At 67.7% G+C, this 16066-nt stretch carries 15 protein-coding genes; 7 read left to right on the top strand and 8 right to left on the bottom strand.

The annotated features are described in order from the left end of the window. The 3 genes from AAGI46_08660 to AAGI46_08650 form a co-directional block, all read left to right on the top strand. Positions 1–1017 (top strand): LacI family DNA-binding transcriptional regulator (locus tag AAGI46_08660; protein ID MEM1012279.1); only part of this gene is annotated, 1017 nt, incomplete at its 5' end. Between the two features lie 43 nt (positions 1018–1060). Beyond that, positions 1061–1957, top strand: coding sequence for a prepilin-type N-terminal cleavage/methylation domain-containing protein (locus AAGI46_08655; protein ID MEM1012278.1), 897 nt, complete (start codon positions 1061–1063; stop codon positions 1955–1957). 83 nt (positions 1958–2040) lie between these two features. Further along, positions 2041–2898 (top strand): hypothetical protein, encoded by an 858-nt coding sequence (locus tag AAGI46_08650; protein ID MEM1012277.1) that lies wholly within the window; start codon positions 2041–2043, stop codon positions 2896–2898. A 77-nt stretch (positions 2899–2975) separates the two neighbouring features. Here AAGI46_08650 and dapF read toward each other — a convergent pair whose 3' ends face one another. Further along, entirely contained in the window at positions 2976–3848 is an 873-nt protein-coding gene (gene dapF, locus AAGI46_08645; protein ID MEM1012276.1) for a diaminopimelate epimerase, read from the bottom strand. A 37-nt stretch (positions 3849–3885) separates the two neighbouring features. Here dapF and AAGI46_08640 point away from each other — a divergent pair, with 37 nt between their 5' ends. Next, positions 3886–5481 carry a hypothetical protein gene (locus AAGI46_08640; protein ID MEM1012275.1) on the top strand — a complete coding sequence of 532 codons (1596 nt, stop codon included), beginning with the start codon at positions 3886–3888 and terminating at the stop codon, positions 5479–5481. Here AAGI46_08640 and AAGI46_08635 read toward each other — a convergent pair. Continuing rightward, positions 5443–5928, bottom strand: coding sequence for a helix-hairpin-helix domain-containing protein (locus tag AAGI46_08635; GenBank protein ID MEM1012274.1), 486 nt, complete (start codon positions 5926–5928; stop codon positions 5443–5445). The genes AAGI46_08640 and AAGI46_08635 overlap by 39 nt on opposite strands. 12 nt (positions 5929–5940) lie before the next feature. After that, positions 5941–7644: a hypothetical protein gene (locus AAGI46_08630; protein ID MEM1012273.1), complete on the bottom strand. Its 1704-nt coding sequence runs from the start codon at positions 7642–7644 to the stop codon at positions 5941–5943. Between the two features lie 313 nt (positions 7645–7957). On the opposite strand from AAGI46_08630, the gene AAGI46_08625 reads away from it, so the two are divergent. Continuing rightward, positions 7958–8305 (top strand): STAS domain-containing protein, encoded by a 348-nt coding sequence (locus AAGI46_08625; protein ID MEM1012272.1) that lies wholly within the window; start codon positions 7958–7960, stop codon positions 8303–8305. Between the two features lie 93 nt (positions 8306–8398). After that, positions 8399–9658: a GspE/PulE family protein gene (locus AAGI46_08620; protein ID MEM1012271.1), complete on the top strand. Its 1260-nt coding sequence runs from the start codon at positions 8399–8401 to the stop codon at positions 9656–9658. Between the two features lie 193 nt (positions 9659–9851). Here AAGI46_08620 and AAGI46_08615 read toward each other — a convergent pair whose 3' ends face one another. From AAGI46_08615 to AAGI46_08595, 5 genes are all read right to left on the bottom strand, one after another. Next, positions 9852–10391: an NUDIX hydrolase gene (locus AAGI46_08615; protein MEM1012270.1), complete on the bottom strand. Its 540-nt coding sequence runs from the start codon at positions 10389–10391 to the stop codon at positions 9852–9854. A 188-nt stretch (positions 10392–10579) separates the two neighbouring features. Then, the gene (locus AAGI46_08610) at positions 10580–12952 is read right to left on the bottom strand and encodes a penicillin-binding transpeptidase domain-containing protein (GenBank protein MEM1012269.1); all 2373 of its coding nucleotides are present in this window, start codon (positions 12950–12952) and stop codon (positions 10580–10582) included. 34 nt (positions 12953–12986) lie between these two features. Continuing rightward, positions 12987–13493, bottom strand: a complete 507-nt coding sequence (locus AAGI46_08605; GenBank protein ID MEM1012268.1) for a hypothetical protein — start codon at positions 13491–13493, stop codon at positions 12987–12989. 114 nt (positions 13494–13607) lie between these two features. Then, positions 13608–14453 (bottom strand): rod shape-determining protein MreC, encoded by an 846-nt coding sequence (locus tag AAGI46_08600; GenBank protein MEM1012267.1) that lies wholly within the window; start codon positions 14451–14453, stop codon positions 13608–13610. Between the two features lie 176 nt (positions 14454–14629). Next, on the bottom strand, positions 14630–15688 hold the full coding sequence (locus tag AAGI46_08595; GenBank protein ID MEM1012266.1) for a rod shape-determining protein: 1059 nt from the start codon (positions 15686–15688) through the stop codon (positions 14630–14632). Positions 15689–15762: 74 nt separating this feature from the next. Between AAGI46_08595 and thiS the strand changes: the two genes are divergently transcribed. Continuing rightward, positions 15763–15996 (top strand): sulfur carrier protein ThiS, encoded by a 234-nt coding sequence (thiS, locus tag AAGI46_08590; protein ID MEM1012265.1) that lies wholly within the window; start codon positions 15763–15765, stop codon positions 15994–15996. Positions 15997–16066 lie beyond the last annotated feature (70 nt).

The raw sequence follows: 16066 nt of genomic DNA, 5'->3' as shown, positions 1-16066 counted from the left end.
TGGATCTGCCGACAGCCCGGCCGTGGCAGCTTTGTCGGGCCTCGCGTGACGGGCGCAGCCGCTCCCGAAACGGAGGCCGTCGTGGACACGTCGAATGCGAGTGATCGCGCCGTTGACGCACGCTTGGCCCGTGTCGCCGTCCTGATCTCCAACGTCGGCGATCTCGCGTACGACTGGTTCGCCCCGGAAGTCCTCGGCGGCATCGAATCCGTGGCGGAGGAGCTGGGCATCCGCACCGAGATCATCGGCCAACGCAAGTTCGACATCGACGAACTCGAAAGACGTCTGCGTCGCGGCCGGCCGGATGTGCTGCTCGCAATGCCGTTCGGCGAATCGGCTGGTCTGGTCCCGCGAGACACGGGGCGGCTTGGCATTCCGCTGCTCGTGACGAGCGAGCTCTTTCGCCCGTGCGTCGTCGCCGACAACCGGCAGGCGATGGCCATGGCGGTCCGCCGACTTGCCGACGCGGGGCACCGCCGCATCGGCCTGATCCTCAACGAAGAGGGCTGGCCTTGGACGGTGGCGCGGTGCCGGTCGTACACCGAATCGCTCGCGCTGCATCGCGTGGATACCGACTCCCGACTGCTGCACTGGTCGGACGTCGCCCACACGCACATGCGCGACCTGGAGCCGACGACGCTGAAGGACCAGACCGACCGTCTGCTCCGGTATCTCGACGAGGTGCGGCCCGACGCGCTCATTGCCAGCAGCTCGCCGATCTCCCGGCTGCTGTCGATTGCCGTGAACCAGGCTGGCCTGCGGGTTCCGGACGATCTGTCCGTCATCTCGTTCGACCAGAACCCACTCGTCGACGCGTGGTTCGGCATGTCGATGACGACGGTCGAGCTGCCGCTCCGCGAAATGGGACGCCGACTTGCCGAGATGGCGCGCCGGCTCCACGAGGGGCTGGACGTGCCGGACCGCACGCTTTTGAGCTGCACGCTACGCGAAGGCAGCAGCATCCGTGACGTCAACGCATCAGGCGAATCCGACCGGGACGCCCCTGGTCCGTTGTAGTGCTTCGAGCCCATTCATCACTGCCGTTTTTGAGGAGGAACTCATGAACCGCTCACCTTCTTCCGTCCGACGCCTCAGCCGCGGCTTCACGCTGGTGGAGCTCCTGGTGGTGATCGGCATCATCGCGCTGCTCGTCTCGATCCTCCTGCCGACGCTGTCGAAGGCTCGGCAGTCGGCGGCGAGTGTCGCGTGTCTGAGCAACCTCCGGCAGATCGGCGTTGCGATCATCGGCTACACCGCTGACCACAACAGCCAGTTGCCGTTCGCGGTCGTGCAGCCGCTCCTTGCTGATGGCACGGCCTACAACGACGCCGGCACCGGTACCGACTGGCCGATCCTGATCAGCGACTATCTCGGCCTGACGCAGGAAGACCCGACCTGGGCGGCTGGCGGCGAGGTCACCGAGGCCTTCCAGTGCCCGTCCGCACCGCCGTACATCGATCCTGATGCGCGGACGCAGTACTCGGCGCATCCCGCGCTGATGCCCAACATCACGCTGGCGGTCAACCCGATGAAGGCGCCGCACAGTGGCGTCAGTCGAACCCCGTACAAGATCACGTCGATCGAGTCGAACGCCGAGCGTGCCCTGGTGTGGGACGGCGTGGCCCACCTCGACGAGACCCGGAATCGCGCAGGCGGCTCTGCGTTCGACAGCACCTTCATCTCCTGGACCGATGCCTCCGGGACGGAGCGGAACTACACCAACTGGAACCGCAGCCTGAACCGATCCTGGTGGGAAACCAACGAGCCCGAGACGATGGACACGCCGGTCCAAGCTGGTAAGGGCCCGGCGGCGTCGACCTTCATCGATCCGTGGGGCAAGCCGCGATCCCGCCACGGTGACAACGACCGGACCAACTACCTCTACGTCGACGGGCACGCGCTCTCGCAAGCCGACGCATCGGCGACGCTGTCGCAGTTTCTCGTCTACCCCAAGTAACCGACCGACCCAAGTGCTCCGGTCGGCCGCCACGCCACACGTCTGCTGAACCCCGCAACCACTTCACTCTCTGGAGGAGAACAATGACTTCAACCCCAACCCTTCTTGCCGCCGCCGTGATCGGCACCGGTCTTGTCGCATCTGCTGGTGCTGCTCCGATCACCGAAGACTTCGACGGTGAGACGACTGGCTCGCAGGCGCTCGGCCTTGTGTCGCAGAACAGCGAGGCGCTGTTCTCGATCGTCAACCAGGGCGTCGGCGACGATGCGCTGCAGGTCGAGCTTCCGGCTGGTTTGAACTCGATCCCGGGCAACCCTGCCGGCGAGCGAGCCCGCGGACAGATCGCCGACGCGACCGCATTCAGCGGCTTCAGCGTCAGCGCGTCCGTCTCTCCGGAGCGAATCCGATCGTCTGGTGGGCAGATCGGCGTGTTCGCTGCTGCGAGCGATCAGACCAGCTTCAACGCCGATCTCGACCTCGGCTACCACGCACGAATCCGGGCGACGGCGCTCAACTTCAACGCCACCTTCGTCCTCGAGCTGCTGGACGGCGAGACTGTCCTCGACTCGTTCGACTTCGGTGCCAACGGCTTGGTGACGGGCTCCTTCGGCGCAGGCACCGAAGACGCGGTCGCTTTCGATCTAAGCCTCGTCGGCGTGGTCGATGGCAATGGCGACCTCAACCTCACGGCGACCTTCACGCCCGACGCCGCGGACAACCCGACCGGCGCGACGCTGCAGGTGCTCTCGGGAACGGTCGATGCCGTCGACGTCGGCCTCGGTGCCGGCCTCTACGGCGTCCAGACCTCCATGCCGGCTGGCAACCCGCTGATCACCTCGTTCGACGACGTCGCCATCGACGTCACGCCGATCCCTGAGCCGGGTGCCGCAGCGGCGGGGCTGCTCGGCCTTGGAAGCTTGCTCGCTCGTCGCTCACGCTGACTCGAAATCTGCCTCGGGCATCTGCCCTCCGAAGCCCCGGTGCTCCTCGTCGAGCGTCGGGGCTTTTTCGTGTCGCCTCAGCCGGCCCAGGTGCCGTGGAAGGTCGTCTCGGCGGGACCGGACATGAAGAGGTGGTCGGAGCCTTCGTCCCATCGAATGTCGAGCCGTCCGCCGGGGACATCGACGCGGGCAGAGCGGTCGGCGAGGCCGAGTCGAACTGCGGCGGCAAGGGTGGCGCAGGCGCCGGTGCCGCACGCCAGAGTCGGGCCGCTGCCGCGTTCCCAGTGGATGACGCGAAGGTGATTCCGGCTCAGAACCTCTGCAAAGTGGGCGTTGATGCCACCGCCGAACGCCTCGTGGCCGGACCACGCCGGGCCTTCGCTCGGCACGTCCACGTCCTCGAGATCGCCCACGAAGACGACCGCGTGCGGGTTGCCGGTCGAGACGAGCACCGCCTGCCGGGCAAGGCCGACGGGCGTGACGTGCGTCTCGTCGACGGCCAGCTTCGTCGGGTCCGCACCGACCGCCTCGACGCCGAAGCCGGGTCGGCCCATGTCGACCGTTGCCCCGACGACCTCGCCGGCCTCGCGAATCAGCTCGATTTCCTTGATTCCCGACGCAGTGTCAACGCGAAGCCTCGTCGCGTCGGCCTGCACAAGACCCTCGTCGACCGCGAACTTGGCGACGCAGCGAATGCCGTTGCCGCACATCGAGCCCTCGCTGCCGTCGATGTTGAACATCTGCATCCGCACGTCGGCCGAGCCGGCTTGCGTGGGTGGATGGACGACGATCAAGCCGTCACCGCCGATGCCGAAGTGGCGATTGCTGACACGGCGAGCCAAGGCCGGCAGATCGCTCGGCAGTGTCTCAGCCGACGCGTCGACGTACACGTAGTCGTTGCCCGCGCCGTGCATCTTGACGAAGCGGAAACCGGCAGAGACGTCGGGCACGTGCAGAGGTTACGCGGGCGACTCCGATAAACGAGAGGTGTCCGGTTCCCGTGAAAAACTCCAGGCCGAGGCGTTGGCCAACCTCCAGGCGAACGCTCGTGCGCTGGTCCGGGTCGACGGGCAACAGTGGAATGACCTCGCAACCGGCGGCTTCGGACCGGGCGTCACGTGGCTCCGCGGGCGCGACGGCAGCCTGACCGCACGCGTAGGCGATCGCTGGCTGGGCGGGTCGCTCTTGCCGACACGCGTCGGTCAGCGGCTGACCAAAGACTTCGACGCGTCGCACGGTGCGATCCTGCTCGTCGCGCCCAACCACCTCGCCCACGTCCGCGCGATCGTGGACCGACTCGAGACCGGCCAAAGCCTCTTTGTCGTCTGGCCCGACGTGCGATCGCTGCGCTTGGCCTTGGGTTGCGGCGACGTCTCCGATGCGATTTCGTCGGGGAAAGTCGCATGTTTTGCAGGGACGCACGATCTGGCCGCGTCGGCTCGGCGGCATCGTGGGCGCGTTTTGCCGCGGACGCTGCACCTGTGCGGCGATGCCGAGGCCGTGCAGGGGCCGAAGGTCCACGAGCTGCTCGCCCAGGCCAAGTCAGCCCTCGAGGCGTCGGCGGCATGGCAGGCGAGCGAGGTCCAGCGTCGCCTCGAACAACCCGCCATCGACGTTGAAGGCCCCGTGCTCATCGCAGCGGGCAGTGGCTTTCGCTTGCTCGCTGATGCGGGTCGCCAGCTCACGTCGGCCTTGGCCGGCCTGGGTGCGCGGGTGCTCGACCTCGACGACCCGCGACACGCCTCGCCGCTGGCCCTTGCCGATGCGACGGCCGGTGTGTCGGCGTTGGTGACGGCCGATGTGCTGCGTCGCGATCTGCCGAGCGTCGTGCCGACGCTGCTGCCGTGGGTCACGTGGATCAGTCAGCACCGCACGCCTGTCGCACCGATCAACGACCTGGACCACCTCGTGCTGGCTGAGGCGAGCTGGCGCGAGGCGTGGCAGGCGGCGGGCTGGCGAAGCGATCAGATCGCAATCGCCGGCTGGACGAGACCCAAGAGGACCAGCGGTGGCGGGGGTGGGCGCGGCGTGCTCGTCGCGTTCGATTTGCCGACCAACGACACACTGCCGGCGAGCGTCGCCGAGTTCAGCAGCCAGCGTGTTTCCTGGGAAAACATGGCAGATGAGCTGGCGGCCCGACCTAACAGCCTGGTCGAGGCCGGTGGGCGCGACGCCTACCTGATCGGCCGGCTGCGCGCGTCGGGCGTCGATCCGGCTGACGTCGATCGTGGGCTCTGGCAGGCGCGGCTCATCACGCCGAGCTTCGTCCGCGGCATCGGCAAGCTGGCTCGCCGGGCCGGGGCCACGCTGGCTGGCAGAGGCTGGCCCGACGCGCGAGATGCCTCGACGGCAGAGGCGTTCGATCGGTTGCTGGACCGTCACGCCGTGCTGCTCGACCCGACGCCCGAAGGCCATCCGGCCTTAGCCGGCCAGGGTTTGCCGGTGCTGCGAGCCGCTTCGCTCGACCCGCAGCAGCTGGCCCGGCACATCCGCGAAGCCCGCGGCCAACGTCCGCCTGCGAGCGATCTTGCGGGCGCGATTCGGTCACGGCTCGCCAGCCGGCCGCGTCGTCTGGCCGCCTGAAACTGCGGCTTTATCAGGGAAAAACAGGTGCGGCCGGAGCTTGGCGACGATCGCCGGGCCGATCCCGCGGACGTCCTGCAGGTCGCCGGTCGAGCGGAACGCCGGCACGCGATCCGTGGACTCGCGAAACGCGACGATCGCCTCGGCCTTGGCGGGCCCGATGTCCGGAAGGGCCGACAGCTCGCCGAGGGTTGCGACGTTGGGGTCGAGCCGGTCCAGCAGGTCGGGCGCGAGCTCGCCGACGGGTGGCGGCGGGTCGGCGAGGAGCGTCGGCCGAGCCAGTCGCTGCACCACGTAGAGCGCGAGCAAAACCGCCGAAACTGCCGCGACTGCACGAAATTGCTGCGTCGACCAGAACCAGCGTTTTCGCGCCGGCCACTCGGCCGGGTCCTGGCCCGTACCCGGCGGCGACCCTTCGGACTCGGGAAACGGCTCAACTCTGTCCATGCGGCGACCCGACTACGACCGACTGCCCGACGGCGTCCCCGCCTCACGACTGGCGGCCGCCGCCGGGGCGTTGGCGACTGTCCCGCGACCCGCGCGAAGGTACGGCCGGGCGGCGGATCGGATCTGTTGCAGCGTCTGCGCCGCCGGTTTGGCGACCAGCAGATCGTCCAGCAATCCGCCGCCGTCGATCTGGTTGTGCGGGCCGTCGACGAGGTCCGACCAGGCGACGTTCTCCACGTACGGCTTGGCGAGCGAGACGTTGTACACGTCGCGAAGCCACGCCGCCTGAACCTCACGGCTCCACGGTCCCGCCCAGCGTCCCGCCTTGCCGGCGTCGCCCCCGGTTGTGTCGGGGCACGAGACGCTGGTGACGAATAGAGGTTTGCCCAATGTTGCAAACCGATCCAGCATCGCACTGATCTGAAATAGGTCGCGAACCCGCCTTCCATGCGTCGGCCGGCCGGTGACGATTTCCACGCCAAAGCCGTCGACCTGCACACCGCTCTGACTCACCATTTCCGCATACAACATCGGCGGAACGGCCGTCGCCGAGCCGCTCGCGGCCGTCAGATATTCGCCGAAGGGTTGGCGAATCGTGACGAGCGTCTTGGCCCCGGGCAACACGGCTTTGACCTGCCCGACCAGCAATCGGGTCAGCTCGATCATCTGCTCGAAAGTCAGGCCGAAGCTCTGTGCTGCATGAATGCCGGAGACGACATTCCATAGTTTGACGACGCGGCGATAGCGCTGCACAATCGCACGAACGTAGTTAAACGCCAGATCACGAAGTGCCTCGAAATTGTTCTCGTAGAGGAACAACCACTCCGGCACGCCGCCCGCAGTCAACGCGCCGCCGCCCGAGCCGCTTTTGCCGGCCGGCTCTGGCGTATCGGACAGATCGATCAGCGGCCCGGCGACGATCGGCAGCTTCGCCCGCGCTGCGAGATCGACGGCCGCGTCGACGGAGGCCGTCTCGAAGGTCTCTTCTTCGGGTTGCATCAGACGCCACGGCATCGGGACGCTGACGCAGTCGAAGTGTTTGAGGATCGCACTGCGATAAGCGGCGTTGCCGAGTGGTGCGTTGCCGGTGACGTCGGCGCGAACACCAAAGAGCGTCCGCGGCAGGCCGGCTCGGCGGCGTCGCTGCATGAGCAGATCGCCGTGCACGCGGGCCAACATCTCGCCCGCCTGGATGGCGACGGCCAGGGCTTCGTCGGCCTTCATCGAGGCGGCGGGGCGATCGTCGAGGAGGCTCAACGCCTCGGCGAAGATCAACATGGCCGACTTGGCCCGGGCGACAGCGCCAGCAGCGGGCGTGAGGTCCCAGAGGTTCCAATCCTCCTGCTTCTGCATCAGCCGCATCAGCCGATGCCGCGCCAGCTCGACGTTCAGGATGTACGGCTCGTGCGTCGGCGGAAGGCGTGGCGTCTCCAGCACGTACTCGCCGGCGCTGCCCGCGTCCCACAGGAGCGACACGCCCACGGCTGGCGCGTCGGCGGGGCGATTGGCGTAAGCGGCGGCTTCGTCGCCGGGGTCGCTGCTGGCGCCGTACGGGTCGATGACGTCCGACTCGCCGACTTCCACGCGGAGCAGGCCCTCCTCGAAGGCGACGCGTCCGGCCAGCGGCAGGCTTTCTGGTCCGGTAGCGTGGCCGCCTCGGACGAGGTAGTCGGTCAATCGTCGCCCGCCGGAGTAAATCTCGAAGAGCAGCGGCATGACGGTTCGGTCGACTTCGGCCGCTCGAGGTCATCCGTTGCCCCGAGCGAGCCGATGAGTCTAGCCGACGGTGTCGCTGCTCGAAAGTTCGCCCCGTGCGGTGCGACGAGCAGGACGAGGCCGGGTCTTGCTGGCGTGATCGGCCCTGACGGGTCCGTTTCGCCGTTGGCAGGCTTGTGCTACCGTCTCAAGCCGGCCAAACCGCAAGGCCGGCATGTCCCGATCCGACGGGATCGGCTCCCTTCGGCGAGCCCTCAGGCGGCCCTATTCGAGCGTTCAGGCCCACCCCAAGACCACTATGAAGCTGCAACTGGTGTCCATCGAGCGTGACGGCATCGTCAAGATCGCAACGAGCGGCAACATCACCTCCGCCGACATCGACCCCGCCGGCGACAACCCGCTCAGCGGCGTCATCGGCCAGAACTGGTCCGGCAGCCGCATCCTGCTCGACATGGGTGACACCCAGTACATCGACTCGTCGGCCGTCGGCTGGCTGATCGGCTCGCATAAGAAGGTTGCCGACGGTGGCGGCACGTTCGTCGTCTACGAGGTCCAGCCCGCCGTCCGACAGGTGCTCGACCTGCTGAAGGTCGGCCGCGTCGTCCCGATCGTCGACGACGAAGCCGCCGCCAAAGAAGTCGCCGCCGCCAACGGCGGGTGAGTCAGCACGAAGCACTGAACGAGGCCAGGTCGTTCCACCCTGTCGCTTCCGGCCTTCCTCCCTCCTCCCTTCGCCCTCCTCCTTTCCGATCTCATGACCACCACTCCCGGCACGCCCGGCGTCGCTTCCGAGATTCCGCAGACCGACGTCGCCATTCTCTCGGCCGAGGAGGCCGTCGATCGGCTCGTCGCCCGCGCGGCGGCCATGGGGTCGAGTGACCTGTTCTTCTGTGCGTACGACAATCGCGTCGTCGTGGAGGTCCGGCACCTGGGCGTGGTCCGGCAGATCGCCAGCATGTCGCGCGACCAGGGCAAGCGGGCCGTGGCGTACGTCAAAAACAACGCCCGCATGACCGGCGGCGACGCACGTCAGCCCGACGAGGGGCGATGGATCTGGACGCCGTCTCACAAGGCCAACGACGAGATGGGCAGCGTCGACCTCCGCGTCAGCGTCATCCCGACGCTTTACGGCGAAGACGCGGCGATGCGGCTCTTCAACCGCGACGCAAATCTCTACAAGCTCGACAACCTCGGCATGTTCGAGAAGCAGCTGTCCAAGTACCGCCGCATGATCGGCAACCCGGGCGGGCTCGTGCTCATCACCGGCCCGACGGGCAGCGGCAAGACGGCCACGCTGTACGCGACGCTCATGAGCCTCAATGACGGCTCCCGCAAGATCAACACGATCGAAGACCCTGTCGAGTACAGCGTCGAAGGCCTGCGTCAGACGCAGGTGAACCACGACATCGGCCTTGGCTTCGCGGAGCTGCTGCGGGCGGTCCTGCGGCAGAATCCCGACGTCATCATGGTCGGCGAGGTACGCGACGCCGAAACCGCCATGACCGCTGTCCGTGCGGCCAACAGCGGCATCCTGGTCTTTGCCACGCTTCACGCCCAGAGCACCGCCGGGGCCGTCCAGAGCATGCGGGCGTATGGCATTCCGGACCACTTCCTCGCCGGGGGATTGCGCGGTGTGGTCGCCCAGCGGCTGGTCCGCACGCTCGACCCGGAGACGCGTCGCGAGATGGACCTTGGAACTGACGCCTTCGAGGACATCCGCGACATGCTCCAGCCCGGCGAGGGCGAAAAGCTCTACGCGCCCGTGCCTGCCGAGAGCAACCACATGAGCGGTTACCGCGGCCGGACGGGCGTCTTCGAGATCATGGAGATCACGCCGTCGATCCGCACGCTGATCGCCAACAACGCCCGCGCGACCGAGGTGCGTCAGCAGGCGATCAAGGACGGCATGCTCGAGTTCCGCAAGGCCGCGCTGCTCCAGGTCGCCCGTGGGCAGACGAGCACGGAAGAGGTGTTCCGCACCATTCCAGGCGAAGAGCTGCTGATCGAGGAGTGAGTGGCGGGTTCCTTCTCTGTCATCCCGAGCGCAGCCGAGGGACCTCGCCGTTGGACGCGTCTGCTGTGGCGTGTCGCTGCGAGGTCCTTCGACTCGCTGCGCTCGCTCAGGATGACGGAGGGGGCGACGCGGGCAAGCTCGTAGGGCCGGCCCCGGTCCACCATCTGCGTCCGGAGGTGGACCTGGGTCCACCCTACTTCTGACGTCGGAAGCGGTCGTACCAGAGGAGCGTGGTCATCGACTTGCCGTCGACGAGGTCGCCGGTGCGGATGAGGTCGAGGGCGTCGGCGTAGGGCAGGACGTGTGGCTCGATCTCTTCGCCGGCTTCGAGTGCCTGCTCGGCGGGCGTGAGATCTGTGGCGAGGAAGGCGTGCATCTTCTCGTCCCACAGGCCAGGCGCTGTCCAGAAGGTGAGCAGCGGCTCGATGTGGCCCGCGACGAAGCCGGCCTCTTCGACGAGCTCGCGCTTCGCCGTCTCGATCGGCGGCTCGGGCGGTTCGAGCGTGCCGGCGGGGAGTTCCCAGAGCACGTCGTCGAGTGCCGCACGTCGGTTGCGGATCAGCACGACGTGGTCCGGATCGGGCATCGCCAGGACGCAGCATGCGCCGACGTGGCGTCCGATCTCCTTGGTGACTTCGCGTCCCGACGCGTCGACGAACGTGTGACGTTCGATGTCGATGCGATTGCCCCGGTAGACGGTTTGGGTCTCGGTCTTCTGCATGGTGTCGCTCATCGAAGGTCGATCGACCCCGACAATCAGTACACCGAGTCAACGAGACGAAGCCGGAGGTTGAGCGAAGCGATGCCTCGGAACGACAACCACTGGCCCCTCGTTCCGAGGCATCGCTTCGCTCAGCCTTCGGCTTCAACGATCGTGAGGATGCGCGGATTTCACTGATATCGTGGTGTTTTCGTCGAGGCTCAATGCGTGACGACAAAATATCCCGGTCGGTCGGGGTCGGGGGTTCGCTTGGCTTGGAGGTAGCCACGGTTCGTGAGGGCTTGAACGATCTGCGCTGCGACGCTGCCGGCGGAGTAGCCGCCGGAGCCGCCGTACTCGACGAAGACGGCGAAGGCGACCTTCGGGTCGTCGGCCGGGGCGTAGCCGATGAACCAGGCGTGCGTCACCTCGACGCGCTCCTCGCTCGGGTGGTTGCTGCGGCGATACCACGGCGCGGCCGGATTGGGTTTGCCGCGGGTCGAGAGGTCGTCCATGCGGCGGTACCTGATGCGGCCGTTGTCATCGCGGACGGGCTGGCCGTCGAGGTCGCGTTCGGCGAGCGTGAGCCGGAACGCCTGGGCCGAGCCGGTCTTGCCGGCGATGGTGACGGGCAGTCGTTCGTTGATGCGATATCCGCTGCCGCCGCGCGTGTTGACGACGGCCTCCATGCCGCGGTGCATCTGGTCGAGGGCGACGCGATCGAGGCCGAGATCGACGACGTCGCGCGTTCCGTCGTCGACCAGCCGCGGCCGAAGGCGTTTGCCATCACGCGCCAAGGTCGCGGCGACGTCTGCCATCTGCATTGGCGTGGCTTCGACAGCACCCTGACCCATCGAGCCGAAGATGGCGCTGCGCATCTGCTCGGCGGCCGTCGCGCCTTCGACGAGGAACGGGGTCAGACCCCGTTTCTCAGGCAGGCCGATGCCGGTCGGCTCGCCCAGGCCGAACTGGCCGAGCCAGCTCGAGAGCTGTTCGTGCCCGCCCTGATGGCCGAGCGTTTCGAAGAAGATGTTGCACGACCGCTGGATCGCGTCGGCAAAGGTCAGGTCGCCCGGGTTCGGGTCGAACGGGTTGAGTCCCGGCGTCGGGTGCGGGTCCTGCGGCGGCATCTGGTGGCCCTGCACGCTGTTGGGGAACATCTTGGCCGTCCAGCAGCGGAAGCTCTGCGTGAAGGTGGTCAGCTTGCCGTCGATGTGGATGTGCAGGTGGCCGTCGCAGCAGATGGTGTCGCTCGGATCGATCAGGCCGTCGGAGATCGCGCCGAGTCCGACGAGCGGCTTGACCGTGCTGCCGGGCGTCGTGGCGAAGAGCGTCGCGCGGTTCAGCAGCGGCCGATTCATCTCGTCGGCCCAGAGGTCTTGCGAGAGCTCGACGTATTCGTTGGCGTCGTAGTCGGGCGCGCTGACCATCGCCAAAACGCCTCCCGACTCGACGTCGATCACGACGGCCGAGCCGTACATCGGGCCGACCTCGATGCGGTGCTCGGTCGGCTCGCCGGGATATTCGGCTGGCCAGCGGAAATCGACGTGATTGAAGGCCTCGCGCACGTCGTCGCACAGGTCGAGGTCGAGCGTCGTCGTGACGTCGACGCCGGCAACGGGCTCTGCCTCGATGTCGCGACCGCCAGCGGCGAGGTCGCGCTCGATTCGGCCGCGCGTGCCGCGGAGCTGTCGCTCGGCCAGGGCTTCGAGTCCGCCTTTGCCCGTGAGGTCGCCCGGCAGGAAGCGACGAAGCTCGTCGTCGAGCTCGGGGTCGCGCTCGATGTCGTTCGCGTCGACCTCGCCGATGCGCCCGACGACGTGGGCGGCGGTGGTTCCCGACGGATAGACGCGCGTGCTGCCAGCGGTGAGTCGCAGCGACTCGGACAACGTCGGCAGGAGGTCGGCCCGGAGCTTGACGAGCTGGTTGTACTGCTCGTTGCTGATGTCGCGCAGGACGACATGCGCCTGCTCCTCGTCGGCGATGGGCTCTTCAAACTCCGCCAGCTCCGGCGGGGCGTCTTCGTTGCCGAGAAGGAACTTCCGCCACCAAGGCGAGGCGTCTTGCTGCTCGTGCTCGGCCATCGCGCGCTGATAGCGACGCAGGACGACGTCGCGACGACGGGCCTCGACGCGTTCGAGGATCGTGCGTCGACGCAGAGACATCTCGTTGCCCGTGACCTCGCCGATCGTGGCGAGCTGGTGCCACAGCGCGTCGATCCGCTGCTGGGCTTCGGGCATCGCGGCCTCGACGCGGCGAACCTGTTCGGCGGTCGTGGCGGCGCGGTAGCCGGGCGTTTGGCGGGCGAGGTCGCGTGCGACGAGCCAGAGGCGGTTCGGGTCGGGCGGGTCCTGGACGAACCAGTAGGCCATCGCCGCGTCGTTGCACGGCACGTCGTGGGCGATGACCTGGCCGTGGCGATCGAGCAGGCGGCCGCGGGCGGCTTCGGTGAGCGAGGTGCGTGTGAGCGCGGCCTCGGCGGCGGCTTGCCAGCTTTCGGACTCGACAAGCTGGACCTGGGCCGCTCTTGCGAGCAAGCCGCAGCAGGCGAGGATGAGCAGGGCGAGCACGCCTCGTGCGCGTCTTTCAAACATGAGCGTCCTTCCGTGGACTGGTGGTACGCCGAGGTTACAGGCGACGATCGGCGGCGGAAAGTCGCGTGCGTAACTTCCACGTCGGCCAGGCCATGAGGGCGGCGACGGCTGCGGTGAAGAGGCCGGTGGTCGACCCGCCGACGATCGTCTGTCGCCCGCCGCCGAGCGCGATCAGCAGCCAGACGACCAGTGCCGCGACGATCGCTCCGGCTGATGCGAGTCCCGCAAAGACGGCCGGCGAGCGCGGTTGGCTCCGGGCGATGATCAGACCTGCCAGTCCGTAACCGACGGCCCTCGGCCCAATCGGCCCGCCGGCAGTGACGTCGTGGGCCAGCCCGACGAGGAACGCCGCCACGCCTGCCGACTCCCGCGGAACCATCGCCGCGATCCCGGCCGCCGCGACGTAGGGCAGGTCGACCTGTGCCCACCCGCCGCCGCCGAATCGGTGCGTCAGGAACGGCTCGAGCCCGCGTTGCAGTCCGAGCGCGACGTACGCCAGCAGGATGAACGGCAGCTGTCGAATCGACCGACGGTAGCGCACGCTTGCCTCCCTCTCCGCCATCCCGAGCGCAGCCGAGGGACCTCGCCTGGCCCTGCACCGACAACCAGACGAATTCCCTCGACTCACTGCGCTCGCTCAGGATGACGGAGAGGATTAACTGCCCGTGTAGACCTGCACCTCGCGGAGCCGGTCGACGTCGGCGGCGGGTTGGAGGATGACGCGACTGAAGCCGGACTCCGTCGAGAGCGACTCGATCGCCATGACCTTGCCGACGCGAACGCCGGCGAGGGGTTCGGGCCAGTCGTCGTCGCGGAGGAGTGCCCAGACGCCCGGCTCGACGCCGGCCTCTTCGAGGTCGACGGTCCGGTGCCGCGCGACGACGAGCTCGCCGCCGGCAGTGCCGCTGAGGACAAAGGGCTCGGTCGGCAGGACGATCAGGTTGGCGGCCTCGTCGAAGATGACGAACTGCGCCCCGAACGGCCGGTGTTCCGGGTCGATCGTCAGCCGAACCTCGGCCACGCGGCTCATTGACGATGCGACGGTCCCGACGATCCCAACGATGCCCTCGTCGACGGCAAGGACGGGCGATCCCGCGGGCAGCGCGTCGACTGAAGCGACCGTCATGCGGTCGCCCTCGCCCTCGCGTCGGGCCGTGATGGCGGCGGGCGTGGTCAGGGTCCGCAGTGACTGTCCGAGGTGGGCACGGTCGGCGTTGAGTCGCTTGAGGATCGCGAGCTCCCCGTGGAGGCGCTCGTTCTGTTGGCGGAGCAGGAGGTTTTCGCGTGCAAGCGCCTCGTCGTCGCGCGGGTCGGTCTCGTCAGCGTCGTCCTCGAACCAGCCCGAGACGGTCGATCCCGCGAGTCCCGACGGGTGCGAGACGGGCGTCAGCAGGACTCCGATGCCCGTCGTCAACCAGGGCAACACCGGCGCGAACAGCGCCGACGCGATCGCGCCTGCGATCAGTCCTCCGAAGAGTCGTCCGGTTCGATTGCGACGCACTTCGAGGACGATACCGACGACCACTGAACGGAGTCACGCACGACGAGTGATTCCATCGAAGCCGCAACGCAGAGCGCAGCGTCGCGTCGGGCGCGACGACCAGACCCGGCGCGACGCTGCGCTCTGCGTTACGGCTTCAAACCAGAGGTCGGATAAGCGTTCGAAGGACTCGGTAATCAGTAATCGTCCTCGTCGCTCTCCATCGTTTCCTTGAACGTCTCAAGGTTGTCGATGAAGACGCTGGTGCCGCGGGCGACGCAGGTGAGCGGGTCGTCGGCGAGTTTCGCGTCGAGGCCCGTCGCGGTGGAGATGACGCGGGGCAAGCCACGCAAGAGCGCGCTGCCGCCGGCGAGGGTGATGCCGTTCTGGACCAGGTCGGCCGCGAGTTCGGGCGGGCACTGTTCGAGCGTGCGGGTCACCGCTTCGACGATCCGGCTGACGGGCTCGCTCAGGGCCTCGCGGATTTCTTCGGGCGTGATGTCGACCTTCCGCGGCAATCCGCCGATCAGGTCGCGGCCGCGGACCTGCATGGGCTGGCTCTCGTCGAAGCCGTCTTCGGGACCGGCCGAGCCGATCTCGACCTTGATCTGCTCGGCCGTCGTCGGGCCGATGGCCATGTTGTAGTTCTTCTTCATGTGCTCGACGATCGCCTCGTCGAAGTCGTCACCCGCCACGCGGACCGACTGACTCACGCTCACGTCGGCCAGACTGATGATCGCCACGTCCGTCGTACCGCCGCCGATGTCGATGATCATCGAGGCCGTCGGATCGCTCACCGGCAGACCCGCACCGATGGCCGCGGCAAACGGCTCTGCGACGAGGTAGATCCGGCGTCCACCCGCACGCTCGGCCGCAAGTTTGACGGCCCGCTTTTCCACCTGCGTGATGCCGCCGGGAATCGCGATGACGACGCGTGGCGAGACCCACTTTTTGCCGGTGGCCTTGCGGATGAAGTACCGCAGCATGGCCTCGGTGACTTCGAAGTCGCTGATGACGCCGTCCTTGAGCGGACGGACGGCCGCGATGCCGCCGGGCGTTCGGCCGAGCATTTCCTTGGCGACCTGACCGACGGCCATGCCGTCGTTCATGACCTTGCCGGTGCGGGTGTTGACGGCGACGACGGAGGGCTCGTTGAGGACGATGCCGCTCTGGCTGGTGCAGACGAGCGTGTTGGCCGTGCCGAGGTCGATGCCCAGGTCGACGCTGACGATGCCGAGCAGGCGTTCGAAGATCACGCTGAGATGGGGTTCGTTGACGAATGCGAGGTGGCCCAGCCCGATCCGTCGAGCTGGCCCGATAAGGTAGGGGCGTGGACGAGCAGCCGCAAATCTCTGAGTCGGGCACGATGCGCGTGACCGTCAACGGCGAGCCCAAGCAGCTTCCGGCCGACGCGACGGTGGCGTCGCTTTTGGCTCGGTTGAAGCTCACGCCCAACCAGGTCGCCGTTGAGGTGAACAAGCGCCTCCGCCGCGCCGCCGACTACGACCGGCCGCTGGCCGACGGCGACACGATCGAGCTCGTGACCTTCGTCGGCGGTGGCTAACGCGGATCAACTTTGGACGAAGCGTTCCGTGGCCCCCCCTGACAACCGAGGGGGCCCAGGGGATTGCGAC

The organism is Planctomycetota bacterium, from assembly GCA_038746835.1.
In the GTDB taxonomy this organism is placed as follows: domain Bacteria; phylum Planctomycetota; class Phycisphaerae; order Tepidisphaerales; family Tepidisphaeraceae; genus JBCDKH01.
This window is presented reverse-complemented; position numbering and strand designations above follow the sequence as displayed.